Below are 15,331 nucleotides of genomic sequence, written 5' to 3' on the forward strand. Positions count from 1 at the left end.
AGACTGAAACCATGACCCAACGTGTCGTTGTCGACCCGATCACCCGTATCGAGGGGCACCTGCGCATCGAGGCCGAAACCGCCGCCGATGGCAGCATCACCAGCGCCTATTCATCCGGCACGATGGTGCGCGGGATCGAGCTGATCCTGAAGGGCCGCGACCCGCGCGAGGCCTGGGCCTTTGCGCAGCGCATCTGCGGCGTCTGCACGCTTGTGCACGGCATCGCCTCGGTGCGCGCGGTGGAAAACGCGCTGAACTACCCGATCCCGCCGAATGCGCAACTGATCCGCAACCTGATGATCGCGGCGCAGTATGTGCATGACCATGTGATGCACTTCTACCACCTGCATGCGCTCGACTGGGTGGATGTCGTTTCGGCGCTGAAGGCCGACCCGGCGGCGACATCAACGCTGGCGCAGTCGATCTCGGCCTGGCCGAAGTCCAGCCCCGGCTACTTCGCGGACGTGCAGAAGAAGATCAAGACCTTCGTCGAGGGTGGCCAGCTTGGCATCTTTGCCAACGGCTTCTGGGGCAACCCCGGCTTCAAGCTGCCGCCCGAGGCGAACCTGATGGCGGTCGCGCATTACCTGGAGGCGCTGCAATGGCAGCGCGAGGTGGTGCAGATCCACACCATCTTCGGCGGCAAGAACCCGCACCCGAACTTCCTCGTCGGCGGCTCGCCGTCGCCGATCTCGGTGAACCCCGGCGCCACGGGGGGCGTTTCGGGCACCGCGCTGAACATGGCAGGGCTGGACCAGATCAAGTCGGTCATCGTCAAGATGCAGACTTTCGTCGATCAGGTCTATGTGCCCGACACGCTGGCGATCGCCAGTTTCTACAAGGACTGGTTCGCGCGCGGCGAGGGCGTGGGCAACTTCCTGACCTTCGGCGACTTCCCCGAAAAGGGCATGGGCGATCCGTCCACCTGGCTGATCCCCTCGGGCGCGATCCTGAACCGCGACCTGACCACCATCCACCCGATCGACATCAACAACCCCGACGAGATTCAGGAGTTCGTGTCGCACTCCTACTACGACTACGCCGACGGCAAGGCGAAGGGGCTGCACCCCTACGACGGAGAGACCAACCTGCATTACACCGGCCCGAAGCCGCCCTTCACGCAGCTTGATGTCGAGAAGGACTATTCCTGGCTGAAATCGCCGCGCTGGAGAGGCAACGTGATGGAGGTCGGGCCGCTTGCCCGCGTGCTGATGCTTTATGCCAAGGGGCATGAGCCGACAAAGGCACTGGCCGACAGCGCACTGAAGCAGCTTGACCTGCCGCTGACGGCGATGTTCTCGACGATGGGGCGGACGGCGGCGCGGACGCTGGAAAGCAAGATCATCGGCGATCAGATGATGATCTGGTATGACAACCTCGTCGCCAACATCAAGGCGGGCGATCTGTCGGTGCACAACGAGGCGAAATGGGATCCCTCGACCTGGCCCGCCGAGGCGAAGGGCGTCGGCTTCATGGAGGCGCCGCGCGGGGCGCTGGCGCATTGGGTCGTGATCAAGAACGGCAAGATCGACAATTATCAGGCGGTGGTCCCCTCGACCTGGAACGCCGGCCCGCGCGACCCGAACGGCAAGCCCGGCCCCTATGAGGCCGCACTGATGGACCGTCACACGCTTTACGACCCCAAGCAGCCGCTGGAAATTCAGCGCACCATCCACAGCTTCGACCCCTGCATCGCCTGCGCCGTCCACGTCACCGACCCGGATGGCGAGGAACTGGTGCAGATCAACGTCACCTGAAAGGGCAAGGCCATGACCATCGACGTCGCTGCCGCGACCCGGACCTTTCTCGCCCAGACCGAGGAACACCTGGTCAGCTATCTGGAGGCTTGCGTGCATTGCGGCCAATGCGCCGATGCCTGCCTATTCTACCGAACCTCGGGCGACCCGCGCCACACGCCGGCCTACAAGCTGTTCCCGATCGCCAAGGCCTACAAGGGCCAGAAATGGCCGCTGAAGTGGCTTGGCCTCGCGCCGAAGATCACCGAGACCGACCTGAAGGAGTGGGAAGAACTGATCTTCGACACCTGCACCATGTGCGGGCGCTGCACCGAGGTGTGCCCGATGGGCATCGACATCGCCTCGATCGTGGGTCAGGCGCGCAAGGCCTGGGCGGCGGCGGGGCTGGGGCCAAGCGACCTGTTTGCCGCGGCCGACAATTCGCGCGACCACGGCAGCCCGCTGGGGCTGACGCCGGAAAAGCTGAGCGACCGGCTGGAATGGCTGGCCGACGATCAGGACGTCGAGATGCAGGTGGACAAGACGCACGCCGAAGTGCTGCTGACCGTCTCTTCCATCGAGGCGATGAAGTATCCGACCTCGCTGTCGGCGATGGCGAAGATCATGAACCACGCCGGGGTGGACTGGACCTATTCCACCCACGGCTACGAGGCGACGAACTTCGGCTTTCTGGCCGGCAAGGGCGACGTTGCCAAGATCATGCTGAACCGCATCGTCGACGCGGCCGAGGCGCTGGGCGCCAAGACGGTGGTGATCCCGGAATGCGGCCACGCCTATGGCGTGATGCGCTGGGGGGCTGCGAACATCCTCGGGCGGCCGTTGCCGTTCGAGGTGCTGCACATCACCGAATACATCGCCAGGCTGAAGCGCGAGGGCAAGCTGAAGCTGAAGCCCTACGACACGCCGATGACCTACCACGACCCCTGTCAGGTCTCGCGTCGCGGCGGCGCGGCGGCGGATGCGCGCTACATCCTCGACGGGTTCGCGACCGACTTCCACGAGATGACGCCGACGGCCGAGTTGAACTGGTGCTGTGGCGGCGGCGGCGGGGTGCAGGCGATCGGGCGGGCGGCCGATCTGCGCCACAAGGTGTTCAAGATTAAGATCGACCAGGTCGAGGCGACCGGCACCCACACTCTGGTGTCGGCCTGCGCCAACTGTCGCCTGACGATGGACGAAAGCAAGCTGCACTGGAAATGGGACGGCGGGCTGGAAAGTCTGGTCGAGATCGTCGCCGAGAACCTTGTCGAGGACGCGAAGTCCAGTTGAGGCGGTTGCCTGCTTGTCAGGCGCCGATGCTGATCCGCCGGGGCGACGTGACGCAACCCGTCACGATTGGGCTAAAGCGCGGCGGCCGTGACCTCGACCTCCACCAGAAACGCGGGGCGCGTGAAGCCCGTGACGATGACGAGGGTGGAGGCGGGGAGCCGCGCCACCCCCGCCAGCCAGGCGTCGCGGGCGGCCATGTAGCACGCCATATGCGCCCTGTCGGTGATGAAGGCGTTGATGCGGATCACGTCGGCCGGGCCCATCCCGGCCTCGGCCAGGATCGCCGTGCAGTTGGCGAAGCACAGCCGCGCCTGCGCCTCGGCGCCCGCGGGCACGGAGCCATCGGCCGCCAGCGCCAGTTGCCCTGAGGTCACCACCAGTCGCGCCCCCGGCGGGCATTCGACGCCATGCGCATAGCGCCCGAACGGCGGGCTGATCGAGACGGGGGCGAGAACCTTCATCGGAACCTCCGGGGCGGGGACGGTGCTGCCGATCCTAGGGGCGGCGGGGTGGCGAGGAAACAGACTTGACCGGTGTAAATTTGTGCGTCACCGATTGAAAGCGGTCTAAAAACAGGCGTCGACACGCGGCGAGGGGGCTATCTTTCCGACCAGCCGGGAAAGCACGCGGCTTGGGCTCTAGCGTCCATCCATGAGAATCATTTCGGAGCACGTCATGCACTTCAAATCCATCGCGCAGACCTCCACGCTTGCCCTGTCGCTGATCAGCGTGGCTGGCATGGCGCTGGCCAATACCAAGGTCAGCTTCGGCACCAACTGGCTGGCACAGGCCGAGCACGGCGGGTTCTACCAAGCCGTGGCCGACGGCACCTATGCCGCCTGCGGGCTGGATGTGACCATCATTCCCGGCGGGCCGCAGGTGAACAACCGCGCCCAGATGCTGGCCGGGAAGGAAGACTTCATCATGGCCGGCAACCTGCTGGAGGAGTTCAACGCCGCCGATCAGGACGTGCCGGTGGTGGCCGTCGCCGCCGCGTTCCAGAAGGAACCGCAGGTGATCCTGACCCATCCGGGCAAGGGCAAGACGCTGGCCGACCTGAAAGACATGAAGCTGCTGATCAGCGATCAGGGCTACGCCAGCTTCTACCAGTGGATGGTGAAGACGATGGGTTTCAAGGACGAGAACCGTCAGGTCTACACCTTCAACCCGGCGCCGTTTATCGCCAACGACAACATCGGGATGCAGGGCTACCTGTCGTCGGAACCGATGATGGTGGAAAAGCAGGGCGGCTTCAAACCCGACGTCTACCTGATCGCCGACTATGGCTGGTCAACCTACTCCACCCTGATCGAGACGATGGCCGACACCGTGAAGTCGAAGCCGGAGGTGGTGAAGTGCTTTGTCGAGAGCTCGATCAAGGGTTGGTACAACTACCTTTACCACGACAATTCGGCGGCCAACGCGCTGATCAAGAAGGACAATCCGGACATGACGGATGACCAGATCGCATTCGCCATCGACAAGATGAAGTCGAACGGGGTCGTCGACTCGGGCGACACGCTGACGATGGGGATCGGCGCGATCACCGACGCGCGGGTGAAGGACTTCTTCGACAAGATGGTGGCGGCCGGCGTGGTGAAGGCCGACCTCGACTACAAGAAGACTTACTCGACCGCCTTCGTCGACCAAGGCGTCGGCCTCGACCTGCGCCCGAAAAACTGATCCCCTGTCGGCGGGGCCGCGCTGGCCCCGCCCAAGAAACGAAGCGGAGGGGCATATGGCCGTCGTACGCCGTGCCATCCAGCCACTTGGCCAGCGCCCCAGGGTGCTGGAAATGGCGCGGGTGGACAAGACATTCAACGGCAACGTGGTTGCCCTTCAGCACATGTCGCTGACCGTGAACGAGGGCGATTTCATCTCGCTCCTTGGCCCGTCGGGGTGCGGCAAGTCCACCGCGCTGCGACTGCTGGCGGGGCTGAGCCACCCGACCGCCGGGCGCATCCTGTGGGAAGGCGCGCACGCCTCGGGCGACCTCAGCGTGGTGTTCCAGGAACCCACGCTGATGCCCTGGGCGACGGTGGCGCAGAATGTCTGGCTGCCGTTCCGCCTGCGCGGGCAAAGCTACAACTCGGTCAAGGACGAGGTGCTGGAGGTTCTGCGGCTGGTCGGGCTGGAGACGTTCCTGAACGCCTACCCGCGCGAACTTTCGGGCGGCATGAAGATGCGGGTGTCGATCGCCCGCGCGCTGGTGACGAACCCGCGCCTGATCCTGATGGACGAACCCTTCGCCGCGCTGGACGAGATCACGCGGCACAAGCTGAACAAGGATTTGCTGGACCTGAAGGCCAAGATCGGCTGCACCATCATCTTCGTCACCCACTCGGTCTTTGAAAGCGTGTTCCTGTCGGACCGGGTCGTGGTGATGGCCGCCCGCCCCGGCCGGGTGATCCAGGAATTCCCGATCGACGCGCCCTATCCGCGCAGCGAGGCGTTCCGCACCTCGGCCGAATACGCGGCGCACTGCCGGGCGACCTCGGACGCGCTTTATCAGGCGATGGGAGAGGTGGCATGACGATCACCGAAACCGGCGCCCCCGCGGCGGAGGTCTCCGTCGATCTGGAGGAACAGCGCCGCGCCCGCTCGCAGCGGATCGAGCGGGTCGGTCGCTGGCTGCTGCCGATCCTCGTGATGGCGGCGGCGATCGTGCTGTGGGACCGGATCGTGGTCTGGAACGCCATTCCGAAATACATCCTGCCCGGCCCGTTCCTGGTGATCCAGACGCTGATCCAGGACGCAGGCATCCTGTTTCCGGCGCTGCTGGTGACGCTGGAAATCACGTTGATGGCGCTGAGCGTGGCGGTGATCGGCGGGGCGGGGTTGGCGATCCTGTTCACCCAGAATCGCTGGGTGGAAATGTCGTTCTACCCCTTCGCGGTGATCCTGCAGGTGACCCCGGTCGTCTCGGTCGCGCCGCTGATCTTCATTTATGTCAGCAACCGGCTGGTGGGGCTGCTGCTCTGCGCCTGGCTGGTGGCGTTCTTTCCGGTGCTGTCGAACACCACGCTGGGGCTGCGGTCGGCCGATCACAACCTGCGCGACATGTTTGGCATCTACGGCGCCACCCGCTGGCAGCGGCTGCGCTACCTGCAAATCCCCTCGGCGCTGCCCTACTTTCTGGGCGGGTTGCGCATCGCGGGGGGCCTCAGCCTGATCGGGGCGGTGGTGGCGGAATATGTCGCGGGCACCGGCGGCATCGGGTCGGGGCTGGCCTTCCGCATCCTTGAAGCGGGCTACCGGCTGAACATTCCGCGCATGTTCGCGGCGCTCCTGCTGATCGCCTTCACCGGCGTCGCGATTTTCGCGGTGCTGTCATTGATCAGCCATTTGCTCTTGCACAAGTGGCACGAAAGCGCGGTAAAGCGGGAAACATGAGTGATTTTCTGACCCTGCCCGACGCCCCGCGCCTGACGCTGGAAAACGCGACCCTGCCCGCCTGCCTGCTGGGCGAGCCGGGCGATCTGGTCCGCCGTTCGATCACCATCGAGGCGGGGCGGATCGTCGAGGGCCCCGGCCTGCCGGTGGACATGAAGGGGGCGATGGTGTTCCCCGCCTTCGTCGACATGCACACCCATCTGGACAAGGGCCACATCTGGGCGCGCTCGCCCAACCCCGACGGCACCTTCATGGGCGCGCTCACCACGGTGGGCGCCGACCGCACCGCGCGCTGGACCGCCGAGGATGTGCGCGCCCGCATGACCTTCGCGTTGAAATGCGCCTATGCCCACGGGACACGGGCGATCCGCACCCACCTCGACTCGATCCCGCCGCAGGATGGCATCAGCTTTCCGGTGTTCCGCGAGGTTCGGGCCGAGTGGGCCGGGCGCATCGCGTTGCAGGCTAGCTGCCTGATCGGCTGCGACATGGCCGACATGGCGGGCGCCTTCGTGACAACGGCCGACCTCGTGGCGGAATCGGGTGGCGTGCTGGGGATGGTCACCTACCCGGTGCCCGATCTGACCGACCGCATCAGGGGCTTCTTCCGGCTGGCCGCCGAACGCGGGTTGCACACCGATTTCCATGTCGATGAAACCGGCGACGCCTCGGTCGCCACCCTGCGCGAGATCGCGCGGATCGTGATCGAAACCGGCTTCGATGCCCCGGTGACGGTGGGTCACTGCTGCTCGCTGGCGGTGCAGCCCGAGGCGGAGGCGCTGAAGACGCTCGATCTGGTGGCGAAGGCCGGGCTGAACGTCGTCAGCCTGCCGATGTGCAACATGTATCTGCAGGACCGCACCGCCAACCGCACCCCGCGCTGGCGCGGCGTGACGCTGGTGCACGAGATGAAGGCGCGCGGCATCCCGGTGGCCTTCGCGTCCGACAACACGCGCGACCCGTTCTACGCCTATGGCGATCTCGACATGATCGAGGTGATGCGCGAGGCGACCCGGATCGCCCACCTTGACCATACCGGCACCGACTGGGTGCGCGCCTTCACCACTACCCCTGCCGCCGCCTGCGGCTTTGCCGCCCCGAGCCTTGCCCCCGGCGCGCCCGCCGATCTGGTGATCTGCAAGGCGCGCGGCTGGACCGAACTGTTTGCCCGCCCGCAAGCCGACCGCATCGTGATCCGTGCCGGGCGTCCGATCGACCGCACCCTGCCCGACTACGCCGAGCTGGACCCCTTGATGGAGCCGCTATGACCCCGAACGTTGCCGCCGCCAAAGCCGCCCTCGCCCACCTCGACCTTGACGAGAACCCGGTGTCGATCCGCGCCAAAAGCCGCGATTTCTTCTGGTATTCGCCGGTGCTGAAGGCCCGGATGGACCACCTGACGGCCGATTTCGTCGTCTCGCCGCGCACCGAGGCCGAGGTGATCGAGGTGCTGAAGGTCTGCTATGCCCATGACGTGCCGGTGACCACGCGGGGCGCGGGCACCGGGAATTACGGCCAGGCGATGCCGCTGGCGGGGGGCTGCGTGATCCACATGCGCGCCTTCAACAAGGTCAGGGAGATTCACCCCGGCCGGGTGATCGCCGAACCGGGCTGCGTGATCCGCGATCTGGATGCCGAAACCCGCGCCCATTCGGGGCAGGAACTGCGCATGATGCCCTCGACTGCCGCCACCGCCACCATCGGCGGCTTCGTCGCGGGCGGCTCGGGCGGTGTCGGCTCGGTGCGCTGGGGCGCGCTGCGCGACTTGGGCAACATCGTCCGCCTGCGCGTGGTGACGATGGAGGCCGAGCCCCGCATCCTCGAATTCCGCGGCGAGGAACTGCCGCGCGTCAGCCATGCCTACGGCACCAACGGGATCATCACCGAGGTCGAACTGCCGCTCGCCCCCGCCTATGACTGGGTCGAGATCTTCGTGGCCTGCCCGAGCTTCCCCGCGGCGGCGGGCTTTGCCGCCGATCTGGCCGAGGAGGACGGCATCCTGATCAAGCTCGCCTCGGTCTTCGAGGCGCCGATCGGCACCGCCTTTTTCCAGCGTGTGGCGCCGCATGTCCCCGCGGGCGCGCCGCATCTTGTCGGCCTGATGGTGGCGCCGCAGGCAATGGACGCCTTTGCCATCTTCACCGCCCGCCATCCCGGCGCGCAGGTGATCTGGCGGTCGGACACGGGCGGCTGGCCGCGCGAGCCGGGGCCGGTCTACGAATACGGCTGGAATCACACCACGCTGCGGGCGCTGAAAGTGGACCCGACGATCACCTACCTGCAGGTCCGCTATGGCTTCCCCGACTACCTTGCCTTGATCGAAGCGGTCCGCGCCGCCTTCCCCGGCGAGGTGACCCAGCATCTGGAAGTGATGCGCGAGCATGGCCACGTGATGTTTGCGGGCCTCTCGATGGTCAAGTTCACTACCGAGGCGCGGCTGGACGAGATCATCCGCATTCACGAAAGCCTCGGCTGCATGATCTTCAACCCGCACCGCTACACGCTGGAGGAAGGCGGGCGGCAGACGGTGGACGCCCGGCAACTCGCCTTCAAGCGCGAGGCCGACCCCAAGGGCCTGCTGAACCCCGGCAAGATGATCGCCTGGGATGATCCGGCCTGGGCCTTCGACCGCATCTACGCCTATCCCAAGATGCAGGCGGCGGAATGAGCGTGACCGTTGCGCCGCAGGGGGCTCTCTGCCCCCCAGCCCGCCCACGGGGATATTTTCGCCAATGTGAATGGGGTAGGACATGACCCGCGCCCTCGTGCTGTTCGCGCATCCCTGCCCGGAGAGTTTTTCGGCTTCGCTGCACAAGACGGTCATCGAGACCCTGACCAAACGCGGCTGGGAGGTGGATGACTGCGACCTGAACGCCGAAGGGTTCAGCCCGGTGCTGACCAAAGCCGAGCGCCGCGGTTATCACGAGGTCGGACCGAACCTTGAACCGGTGAAGGACTACGTCGAGCGGGTGCGGCGCGCCGAGGCGCTGGTGCTGGTGTTTCCGGTCTGGAACTTCGGCTATCCGGCGATCCTGAAGGGCTTCTTCGACCGTGTCTTCCTGCCCGGCGTCTCGTTCCGGCTGGAAGACGGGTTGGTGAAGCCGAACCTGACCCATATCCGCAAGCTCGCCGCCGTCACCACCTATGGCGGCACGCGGATGCGCGCGCTGATGGCGGGCGATCCGCCGCGCCATGTGGTGCGCCGCGCGCTGTGGCATGTGTGCCGCCCCGAGCGGATGCGCTATCTTGCGCTCTACGACATGAACCGGGTCACCGAGGCGCAGCGGACGCGCTTTCTGACCCGTGTGGCCGGAGAGATGGAACGGCTCTGATGCGCGCCCTTGTGGTCTATTGCCATCCCTCGCCTGGCAGCTTTACCGCCGCCGTGCGCGATGCGGTGCTGGACCGGCTGGCGCAGGCCGGAGCCGAAGTGCGGCTGCACGATCTTTACGCGGGCGACTTCCGGCCGGTCCTGACGCGCGCCGAGTGGGAGGGCTATCAGAATTGCCCCGCCAACCGCGCCGCAGTCGCCACCGAAGTGGCGGACCTGCAGTGGTGCGACACGCTGATCTTCGTCTACCCGACCTGGTGGTACGGGTTGCCCGCGATGCTGAAAGGCTGGCTGGAGCGGGTGATGCTGCCCGATGTCGCTTTCATCATGCCGGCCACGGCGAAGGCCACGATCCGGCCCGGGCTGACGCAGGTCACCCGGCTGGGCGTGTTCACCACCTGCGGCGCAAGCTGGTGGTTGACCCGCCTTGTCGGCGCGCCGGGGCGGCGGACGATCCTGCGCGGGCTGCGGCTGATCTGCGCGCCGCGCTGCCGCACGGTGTTCGCCGCGCATTACCTGATGGACAGTTCCACCCCGGCAAGCCGGACCCGCCATCTGGCGCGGGTCCGGCACAAGGCCGACCGTTTCCTTGGCAGCGCCATGCCGCACGCCGCAACCGAAAGGGCTGCCGAATGACCCGCCGCCTTGACTGGGCGCAATACCGCGCGCCCGAATTCGCCGCCATCGACCCGATGCGGACGATCGCCATCCTGCCCACGGCCGCGATCGAGCAGCACGGGCCCCACCTGCCGGTGGGCACCGACACGATGATCGCCGAGGGGATGCTGACGGAACTGCGCCGCACCTGCCCGGATGATCTCGACATCCGCATCCTGCCGGTGCAGGCGGTCGGAAAGTCGAACGAACATTTGTTCTCGTCTGGAACCCTGACGCTGTCGGCCGAGACCGCGCTGAGGATCTGGACCGAGATCGGTCTGTCCGTTGCCCGCGCCGGGGTGCGCAAGATCGTGCTGATCAACAGCCACGGCGGCAACCTCGACCTGATCTCGATCCTGTCGCGCGAACTGCGCGTGCGTGCGGGGATGCTGGCAGTGAAGTGCCAGTGGAGCGGGTTCGGCGCACCAGAGGGGATGTATCCTGCGCATGAACTGAAGTTCGGCATCCATGGCGGCGACATGGAGACCTCGCTGATGCGCGCCTTCCGCCCCGAGACGGTGGACATGGCCGTCGCGCGCAACTTCCGTTCCAGCGCAGAGGGGGCAAGCATCCCGCCAACGGGACCGCTCTCCTACGGCTGGATCGCGCGTGACCTGAACCCCGCAGGGACGGTCGGCAACGCGGCCATCGGCACGGCCGAAAAAGGCCGGGCGACGGCGGAACATCAGGTCCGGGGCTTCGTGGCGCTGCTGCGGGAGGTCGCGCGGGTGCCGCTCGACGGCTTCGATCCGGTGATCCCGGCGTTCTGAGCCTACTCGCGGGCGAGCCGCTCCAGATAGCGTCCATAGTCGGTCTTGCCGAACAGCCGGGCCTGCCGGATCAGGCCGTCGCGGTCGATCCAGCCAGCGGCGTAGGCGATTTCGTCGGGGCTGCCGACCTGCAGGCCCTGGCGCTGTTCCAGCGTGCGCACGAAGTTGCCGGCGTCAAGCAGGCTCGCGTGGGTGCCGGTGTCGAGCCAGGCATAGCCGCGGCCCATCTTTTCCACCTGCAGCGTGCCCTCGGCGAGGTACATTTCCAGCAGCGTCACGATCTCCAGCTCGCCGCGCGGCGAGGGGGTCACCGCGCGGGCCTTCGCCGGGGCGGTGCCGTCGAGGAAATAGAGCCCGGTCACGGCATAGTCCGAAGGCGGCACCGGAGGCTTCTCGATGATCGCGCGGACAGTGCCGTCGGCGTCGAAGTCCACCACGCCATAGCGTTCGGGGTCCGCGACGCGGTAGCCGAAAACGGTGCCGCCGATGGTCCGCGCATCCGCCGCGGCCAGCACCTGCGGCAGGCCGTGGCCGAAGAAGATGTTGTCGCCCAGCACCATCGCCGAGGGGGCACCGGCAAGGAACTCCTCGCCCAGGATATACGCCTGCGCGAGACCGTCGGGCGAGGGCTGGATGATGTAGCTCAGGCTCAGGCCCCACTGGCTGCCGTCGCCCAGCAGCCGCGTGAACTGCGACTGGTCGTCGGGCGTGGTGATGATCAGCACCTCGCGGATGCCCGCCAGCATCAGCACCGTCAGCGGGTAGTAGATCATCGGCTTGTCGTAGAGCGGCAGAAGCTGCTTCGAGACGCCCATCGTGATCGGGTAAAGCCGGGTGCCGGAGCCGCCGGCGAGGATGATGCCCTTGCGTGTCATGCCGTGCCCCTTGTCAGATCGTTCAGTACTTCGGCCAGCCCCGCGCGCCAGTCGGGGCGTGGCAGACCGAATGTTCGTTCAAATGTGGTGCAGTCGAGCCGCGAGTTGGCCGGGCGGCGCGCCGGGGTCGGGTAGGCCGAGGTCGGAATATCGGTCACCATCACGGGGCGGCCCGCCTGCGCGAAGATCTCGCGGGCGAAGTCGGCCCAGCCTGCATCCGGGGTGCCCGCGAAGTGGTAGGTGCCGGTCGCCTCCCGGCGGTCGCGCAGCACCTGCGCGATGCGCAGCAGCGCGGCGGCGATGGCGGCGGCCGGGGTCGGCCCGCCGATCTGGTCAGCCACCACGTTCAGCGCATCGCGGGTCTCGCTGAGCCGCAGCATGGTCTTCACGAAGTTCGCGCCCTGCGCCGAGAATACCCAGGAGGTGCGCAGGATCGCATGGGGGCCGCCCGCCGCCCGCACCGCCTGCTCGCCCGCCAGTTTGGTGCGGCCATAGGCGCTCAGCGGGCCGGTTGCATCATCCGGCCGCCAGGGACACTCGCCCGAGCCGTCGAAGACGTAATCGGTGGAGACATGGACGAACGGGATGCCGCGTGCCGCGCATTCCCGCGCCATCGCGCCAGGCGCTTCGGCGTTCACGACATGGGCTGCGGCTTCATCGGCCTCGGCCCTGTCGACGGCGGTCCAGGCGGCGGCATTGATCACCGCCTCCGGGGTATGGGCGGCAATCGCCGCCGCGCAGGCTGCCGGATTCATCAGGTCCGCCTGATCGCGACCGAGGAACACCGCCTCTTGCACCAGCCGCGCGAGTTCCGTGGCGACCTGCCCGGTCTTGCCGAAGATCAGCAGCCTCATGCCACCCCCAACCGCTGGCCGACGCCGTCGCGGGTTTGCAGCGCGCGCCACCAGCCCTCGTTCGCCAGATACCAGGCGACGGTCCGCTCCAGTCCCTCCTCCAGTGTCACCGATGGGCGCCAGCCCAGTTCCTCGCGGATACGGCGCGGGTCGATGGCATATCGCGCGTCGTGGCCCGGTCGGTCAGCGACATAAGTGATCAATCGTTCATGTGGCGCACCCTGCGGCCGCAGCCGGTCAAGGATGGTGCAGATCGACCGCACCAGGTCGATGTTGCGGGCCTCGTTCTCGCCGCCGATGTTGTAGCTGCGCCTCAGCGCGCCCTTTTCCAGCACCAGCAGCAGCGCGTCGGCGTGATCCTCTACGAACAACCAGTCACGAATGTTCAGCCCCTGTCCGTAAACCGGGATCGGCTTGCCCGCCAGCGCGTTCAGGATCACCACCGGCACCAGCTTTTCCGGGAAATGGAACGGCCCGTAGTTGTTGGAACAATTCGTCATCACCACCGGCAACCCGTAGGTCTCGGCCCAGGCCCGCACCAGATGATCGCTCGCCGCCTTCGAGGCGGAATAGGGCGAGTTCGGCGCATAGGGCGTGTCTTCGGTGAACTTGCCGGCGTCGCCCAGCGTCCCGAAGACCTCATCGGTCGAGATGTGGTGGAACCGGAAGCCGGCCGGTTTGCCCTCGCGCTGCCAGTAGGCCCGCGCCGCCTCCAGCATGTTGTAGGTGCCGGTGACGTTGGTCTCGATGAAGGCCCCGGGCCCGTCGATCGAGCGATCCACATGGCTTTCCGCCGCCAGATGCATGATCGCATCGGGCCGGTGCACCGCCAGAATCCGGTCGACCGCCGCGCGGTCGCGGATGTCGGCCTGTTCGAAGGCATAGCCCGGCGCCGTCGAGACCGAGGCGACGTTGTCGAGACAGGCGGCATAGGTCAGCGCGTCAAGGTTCACCACGCAATGCCCGCGCGCGATCGCCAGCCGGACCACGGCCGAACCGATGAACCCGGCGCCTCCGGTGACGAGGATCTTCATGGCCGCTGCTCCCAGACGAAAGGGGATTGGAAATCGGTCAGCGCCTGCGCGGCGGCGTCCTTGTCCGACAGCACCGGCGCGCCCGCCCAGCCCCAGTCGATCCCGGCGCTGTCCCAGCGCACCGCCCCGTCGCAGTCGGGGGCATAGTGGTCGGTGCACTTGTAGACGATCTCGGTGTCGTCCTCGAGCGTCAGGAACCCGTGCAGGAACCCCGCCGGAATCCAGAGCTGGCGACCGTTCTCGAAGCTCAGTTCTTCCGCCACCCATTGCCCATAGGTCGGCGAACCGCGCTGCACATCCACCGCCACATCCCTGAGCCGCCCGCGCCCGCACCGTACCAGCTTGCCCTGTGCATGTGGCGGCGCCTGAAAGTGGAGCCCCCGGATCGTCCCCGCGCGCGCCGACAGCGAGTGGTTGTCCTGCACGAAGGTCGGCAGGTCCAGCCCCGCCGCCTCCAGCGTCTTCCGGTTCCAGCTTTCGCTGAAGAAACCCCGCGCATCGCCAAAGCGGCGCGGCGTCAGGATCAGCACGCCGGGAAGGCGGGTGGTCTCGATCTTCATCTGCGGCACCCTTCCAGGGCGGGTTGGGAAACCCATTGTGCGGCGTTGGCTAGCACGCGCGAGCGGACCTGTCACCCGCCGCCACATCCGGCCTCGGCATCAAACCGGGAACAGTGGCCGCGACGGCAAAAAACCCTGGCGCAGGACAGGCGCGGGACGGGATCGGATGTGCAGAATCCCTCCAGGGCTGAAGGGAGCAGGTTCACGTAGAGGCCATGGCACGCTCCGCCATACCCGTCACGGTCCATTCACCCACGGGCGATGGCAGATCGGGCGGGGGCTCCGGGATCCGCGACGAGCCGGGTTGCCTGCGTGCCCCAGGCCGCGCTCCGGTTTCTGCGTCAGGCATCACGACGCGCCTTCCTGCGCGCCCGACAAGGGCGATCCGCGCGATGGCGCCTGAGGATGTGGCGGTCGGGATGCGGGGGAAGCAACGCACAGCCCTGCGGGGCTTGCGCGGAGGTGGCGGTTGAGCCCTGGCGGAGGTGGCGAACCGCGCGATTCGCGGATTTCCTCGGCAGAAACTGCCTTCGATATGGCGGATCCGCCCAATCTTCCGGCACTCCGTCGAATCCCTGCGGGGCTGGCCACCACAGGTCATGCCGCAATGCGGCGACTCTCTGTAATTCCGCAATTCCAGATCGCGAGCGGCTGCTGACGGCCGCGCGTGCATGTTGTCCATTAAGGCTTATCCCCCTGACTCCGGAGCCACAACATGTGGTGCGAGGGCTTGCGGCAGGCGTCGCGTTTCCGTATTGTTCTCACATGCCCGCCCGCTGGAAATCTGATCGCCCAATGTCGCGCCAGGCTTTCGAGGCGCGCTTTCCCGAT

The 15,331-nt window shown here is 66.8% G+C and carries 15 protein-coding genes; 10 read left to right on the forward strand and 5 right to left on the reverse strand.

The features are described from left to right. Positions 1-11: 11 nt before the first annotated feature. Together AC11WY_RS12380 and AC11WY_RS12385 are read left to right on the forward strand one after the other, a co-directional pair. Positions 12-1,757, forward strand: coding sequence for a nickel-dependent hydrogenase large subunit (locus AC11WY_RS12380; protein ID WP_482925890.1), 1,746 nt, complete (start codon positions 12-14; stop codon positions 1,755-1,757). Positions 1,758-1,769: 12 nt separating this feature from the next. Next, positions 1,770-3,026: a (Fe-S)-binding protein gene (locus tag AC11WY_RS12385; protein ID WP_482925892.1), complete on the forward strand. Its 1,257-nt coding sequence runs from the start codon at positions 1,770-1,772 to the stop codon at positions 3,024-3,026. Between the two features lie 71 nt (positions 3,027-3,097). Here the strand turns inward: AC11WY_RS12385 and AC11WY_RS12390 are convergent, their stop codons facing one another. After that, a complete protein-coding gene (locus AC11WY_RS12390; protein ID WP_482925894.1) occupies positions 3,098-3,487 on the reverse strand; it encodes a RidA family protein in 390 nt (129 codons plus the stop codon). A 214-nt stretch (positions 3,488-3,701) separates the two neighbouring features. On the opposite strand from AC11WY_RS12390, the gene AC11WY_RS12395 reads away from it, so the two are divergent. The 8 genes from AC11WY_RS12395 (at position 3,702) to AC11WY_RS12430 (ending at position 11,177) form a co-directional block, all read left to right on the forward strand. After that, positions 3,702-4,709 carry an ABC transporter substrate-binding protein gene (locus AC11WY_RS12395; protein WP_482925896.1) on the forward strand — a complete coding sequence of 336 codons (1,008 nt, stop codon included), beginning with the start codon at positions 3,702-3,704 and terminating at the stop codon, positions 4,707-4,709. A 55-nt stretch (positions 4,710-4,764) separates the two neighbouring features. Beyond that, complete coding sequence (locus AC11WY_RS12400; RefSeq protein WP_482925898.1) at positions 4,765-5,559, forward strand: ABC transporter ATP-binding protein; 795 nt, start codon at positions 4,765-4,767, stop codon at positions 5,557-5,559. Beyond that, positions 5,556-6,419, forward strand: coding sequence for an ABC transporter permease (locus AC11WY_RS12405; RefSeq protein WP_482925900.1), 864 nt, complete (start codon positions 5,556-5,558; stop codon positions 6,417-6,419). The genes AC11WY_RS12400 and AC11WY_RS12405 overlap by 4 nt, the downstream gene beginning before the upstream one ends. After that, positions 6,416-7,687, forward strand: a complete 1,272-nt coding sequence (locus AC11WY_RS12410) for a cytosine deaminase (RefSeq protein WP_482925902.1) — start codon at positions 6,416-6,418, stop codon at positions 7,685-7,687. Before AC11WY_RS12405 ends, AC11WY_RS12410 begins: the two co-directional genes overlap by 4 nt. Then, a complete protein-coding gene (locus AC11WY_RS12415; protein ID WP_482925904.1) occupies positions 7,684-9,087 on the forward strand; it encodes an FAD-binding oxidoreductase in 1,404 nt (467 codons plus the stop codon). Before AC11WY_RS12410 ends, AC11WY_RS12415 begins: the two co-directional genes overlap by 4 nt. Before the next feature lie 82 nt (positions 9,088-9,169). Next, complete coding sequence (locus AC11WY_RS12420) at positions 9,170-9,751, forward strand: NAD(P)H-dependent oxidoreductase (protein ID WP_482925906.1); 582 nt, start codon at positions 9,170-9,172, stop codon at positions 9,749-9,751. Next, positions 9,751-10,386, forward strand: coding sequence for an NAD(P)H-dependent oxidoreductase (locus AC11WY_RS12425; RefSeq protein WP_482925908.1), 636 nt, complete (start codon positions 9,751-9,753; stop codon positions 10,384-10,386). The genes AC11WY_RS12420 and AC11WY_RS12425 overlap by 1 nt, the downstream gene beginning before the upstream one ends. Further along, positions 10,383-11,177: a creatininase family protein gene (locus tag AC11WY_RS12430; RefSeq protein ID WP_482925910.1), complete on the forward strand. Its 795-nt coding sequence runs from the start codon at positions 10,383-10,385 to the stop codon at positions 11,175-11,177. Before AC11WY_RS12425 ends, AC11WY_RS12430 begins: the two co-directional genes overlap by 4 nt. Positions 11,178-11,179: 2 nt before the next feature. On the opposite strand, the gene rfbA is transcribed toward AC11WY_RS12430, so the two are convergent. From rfbA to rfbC, 4 genes are read right to left on the reverse strand one after another with little or no spacing between them, the layout of a single operon-like run. Continuing rightward, positions 11,180-12,052: a glucose-1-phosphate thymidylyltransferase RfbA gene (gene rfbA, locus AC11WY_RS12435; RefSeq protein ID WP_482925912.1), complete on the reverse strand. Its 873-nt coding sequence runs from the start codon at positions 12,050-12,052 to the stop codon at positions 11,180-11,182. Next, positions 12,049-12,906 carry a dTDP-4-dehydrorhamnose reductase gene (rfbD, locus tag AC11WY_RS12440; protein ID WP_482925914.1) on the reverse strand — a complete coding sequence of 286 codons (858 nt, stop codon included), beginning with the start codon at positions 12,904-12,906 and terminating at the stop codon, positions 12,049-12,051. Before rfbD ends, rfbA begins: the two co-directional genes overlap by 4 nt. Beyond that, the gene (rfbB, locus tag AC11WY_RS12445) at positions 12,903-13,940 is read right to left on the reverse strand and encodes a dTDP-glucose 4,6-dehydratase (RefSeq protein WP_482925916.1); all 1,038 of its coding nucleotides are present in this window, start codon (positions 13,938-13,940) and stop codon (positions 12,903-12,905) included. Before rfbB ends, rfbD begins: the two co-directional genes overlap by 4 nt. Continuing rightward, positions 13,937-14,500, reverse strand: a complete 564-nt coding sequence (gene rfbC / locus AC11WY_RS12450) for a dTDP-4-dehydrorhamnose 3,5-epimerase (RefSeq protein ID WP_482925918.1) — start codon at positions 14,498-14,500, stop codon at positions 13,937-13,939. The genes rfbB and rfbC overlap by 4 nt, the downstream gene beginning before the upstream one ends. Between the last annotated feature and the right edge of the window lie 831 nt (positions 14,501-15,331).

The sequence above is a fragment of the Solirhodobacter sp. genome, from assembly GCF_964715405.1.

Excerpts from the sequence above, each read along its gene's own strand:
- AC11WY_RS12380 (WP_482925890.1), top strand. The coding sequence starts at position 12 with ATGACCCAACGTGTCGTTGTCGACCCGATCACCCGTATCGAGGGGCAC.
- AC11WY_RS12385 (WP_482925892.1), top strand. The coding sequence starts at position 1,770 with ATGACCATCGACGTCGCTGCCGCGACCCGGACCTTTCTCGCCCAGACC.
- AC11WY_RS12390 (WP_482925894.1), bottom strand. The coding sequence starts at position 3,487 with ATGAAGGTTCTCGCCCCCGTCTCGATCAGCCCGCCGTTCGGGCGCTAT.
- AC11WY_RS12395 (WP_482925896.1), top strand. The coding sequence starts at position 3,702 with ATGCACTTCAAATCCATCGCGCAGACCTCCACGCTTGCCCTGTCGCTG.
- AC11WY_RS12400 (WP_482925898.1), top strand. The coding sequence starts at position 4,765 with ATGGCCGTCGTACGCCGTGCCATCCAGCCACTTGGCCAGCGCCCCAGG.
- AC11WY_RS12405 (WP_482925900.1), top strand. The coding sequence starts at position 5,556 with ATGACGATCACCGAAACCGGCGCCCCCGCGGCGGAGGTCTCCGTCGAT.
- AC11WY_RS12410 (WP_482925902.1), top strand. The coding sequence starts at position 6,416 with ATGAGTGATTTTCTGACCCTGCCCGACGCCCCGCGCCTGACGCTGGAA.
- AC11WY_RS12415 (WP_482925904.1), top strand. The coding sequence starts at position 7,684 with ATGACCCCGAACGTTGCCGCCGCCAAAGCCGCCCTCGCCCACCTCGAC.
- AC11WY_RS12420 (WP_482925906.1), top strand. The coding sequence starts at position 9,170 with ATGACCCGCGCCCTCGTGCTGTTCGCGCATCCCTGCCCGGAGAGTTTT.
- AC11WY_RS12425 (WP_482925908.1), top strand. The coding sequence starts at position 9,751 with ATGCGCGCCCTTGTGGTCTATTGCCATCCCTCGCCTGGCAGCTTTACC.
- AC11WY_RS12430 (WP_482925910.1), top strand. The coding sequence starts at position 10,383 with ATGACCCGCCGCCTTGACTGGGCGCAATACCGCGCGCCCGAATTCGCC.
- rfbA (WP_482925912.1), bottom strand. The coding sequence starts at position 12,052 with ATGACACGCAAGGGCATCATCCTCGCCGGCGGCTCCGGCACCCGGCTT.
- rfbD (WP_482925914.1), bottom strand. The coding sequence starts at position 12,906 with ATGAGGCTGCTGATCTTCGGCAAGACCGGGCAGGTCGCCACGGAACTC.
- rfbB (WP_482925916.1), bottom strand. The coding sequence starts at position 13,940 with ATGAAGATCCTCGTCACCGGAGGCGCCGGGTTCATCGGTTCGGCCGTG.
- rfbC (WP_482925918.1), bottom strand. The coding sequence starts at position 14,500 with ATGAAGATCGAGACCACCCGCCTTCCCGGCGTGCTGATCCTGACGCCG.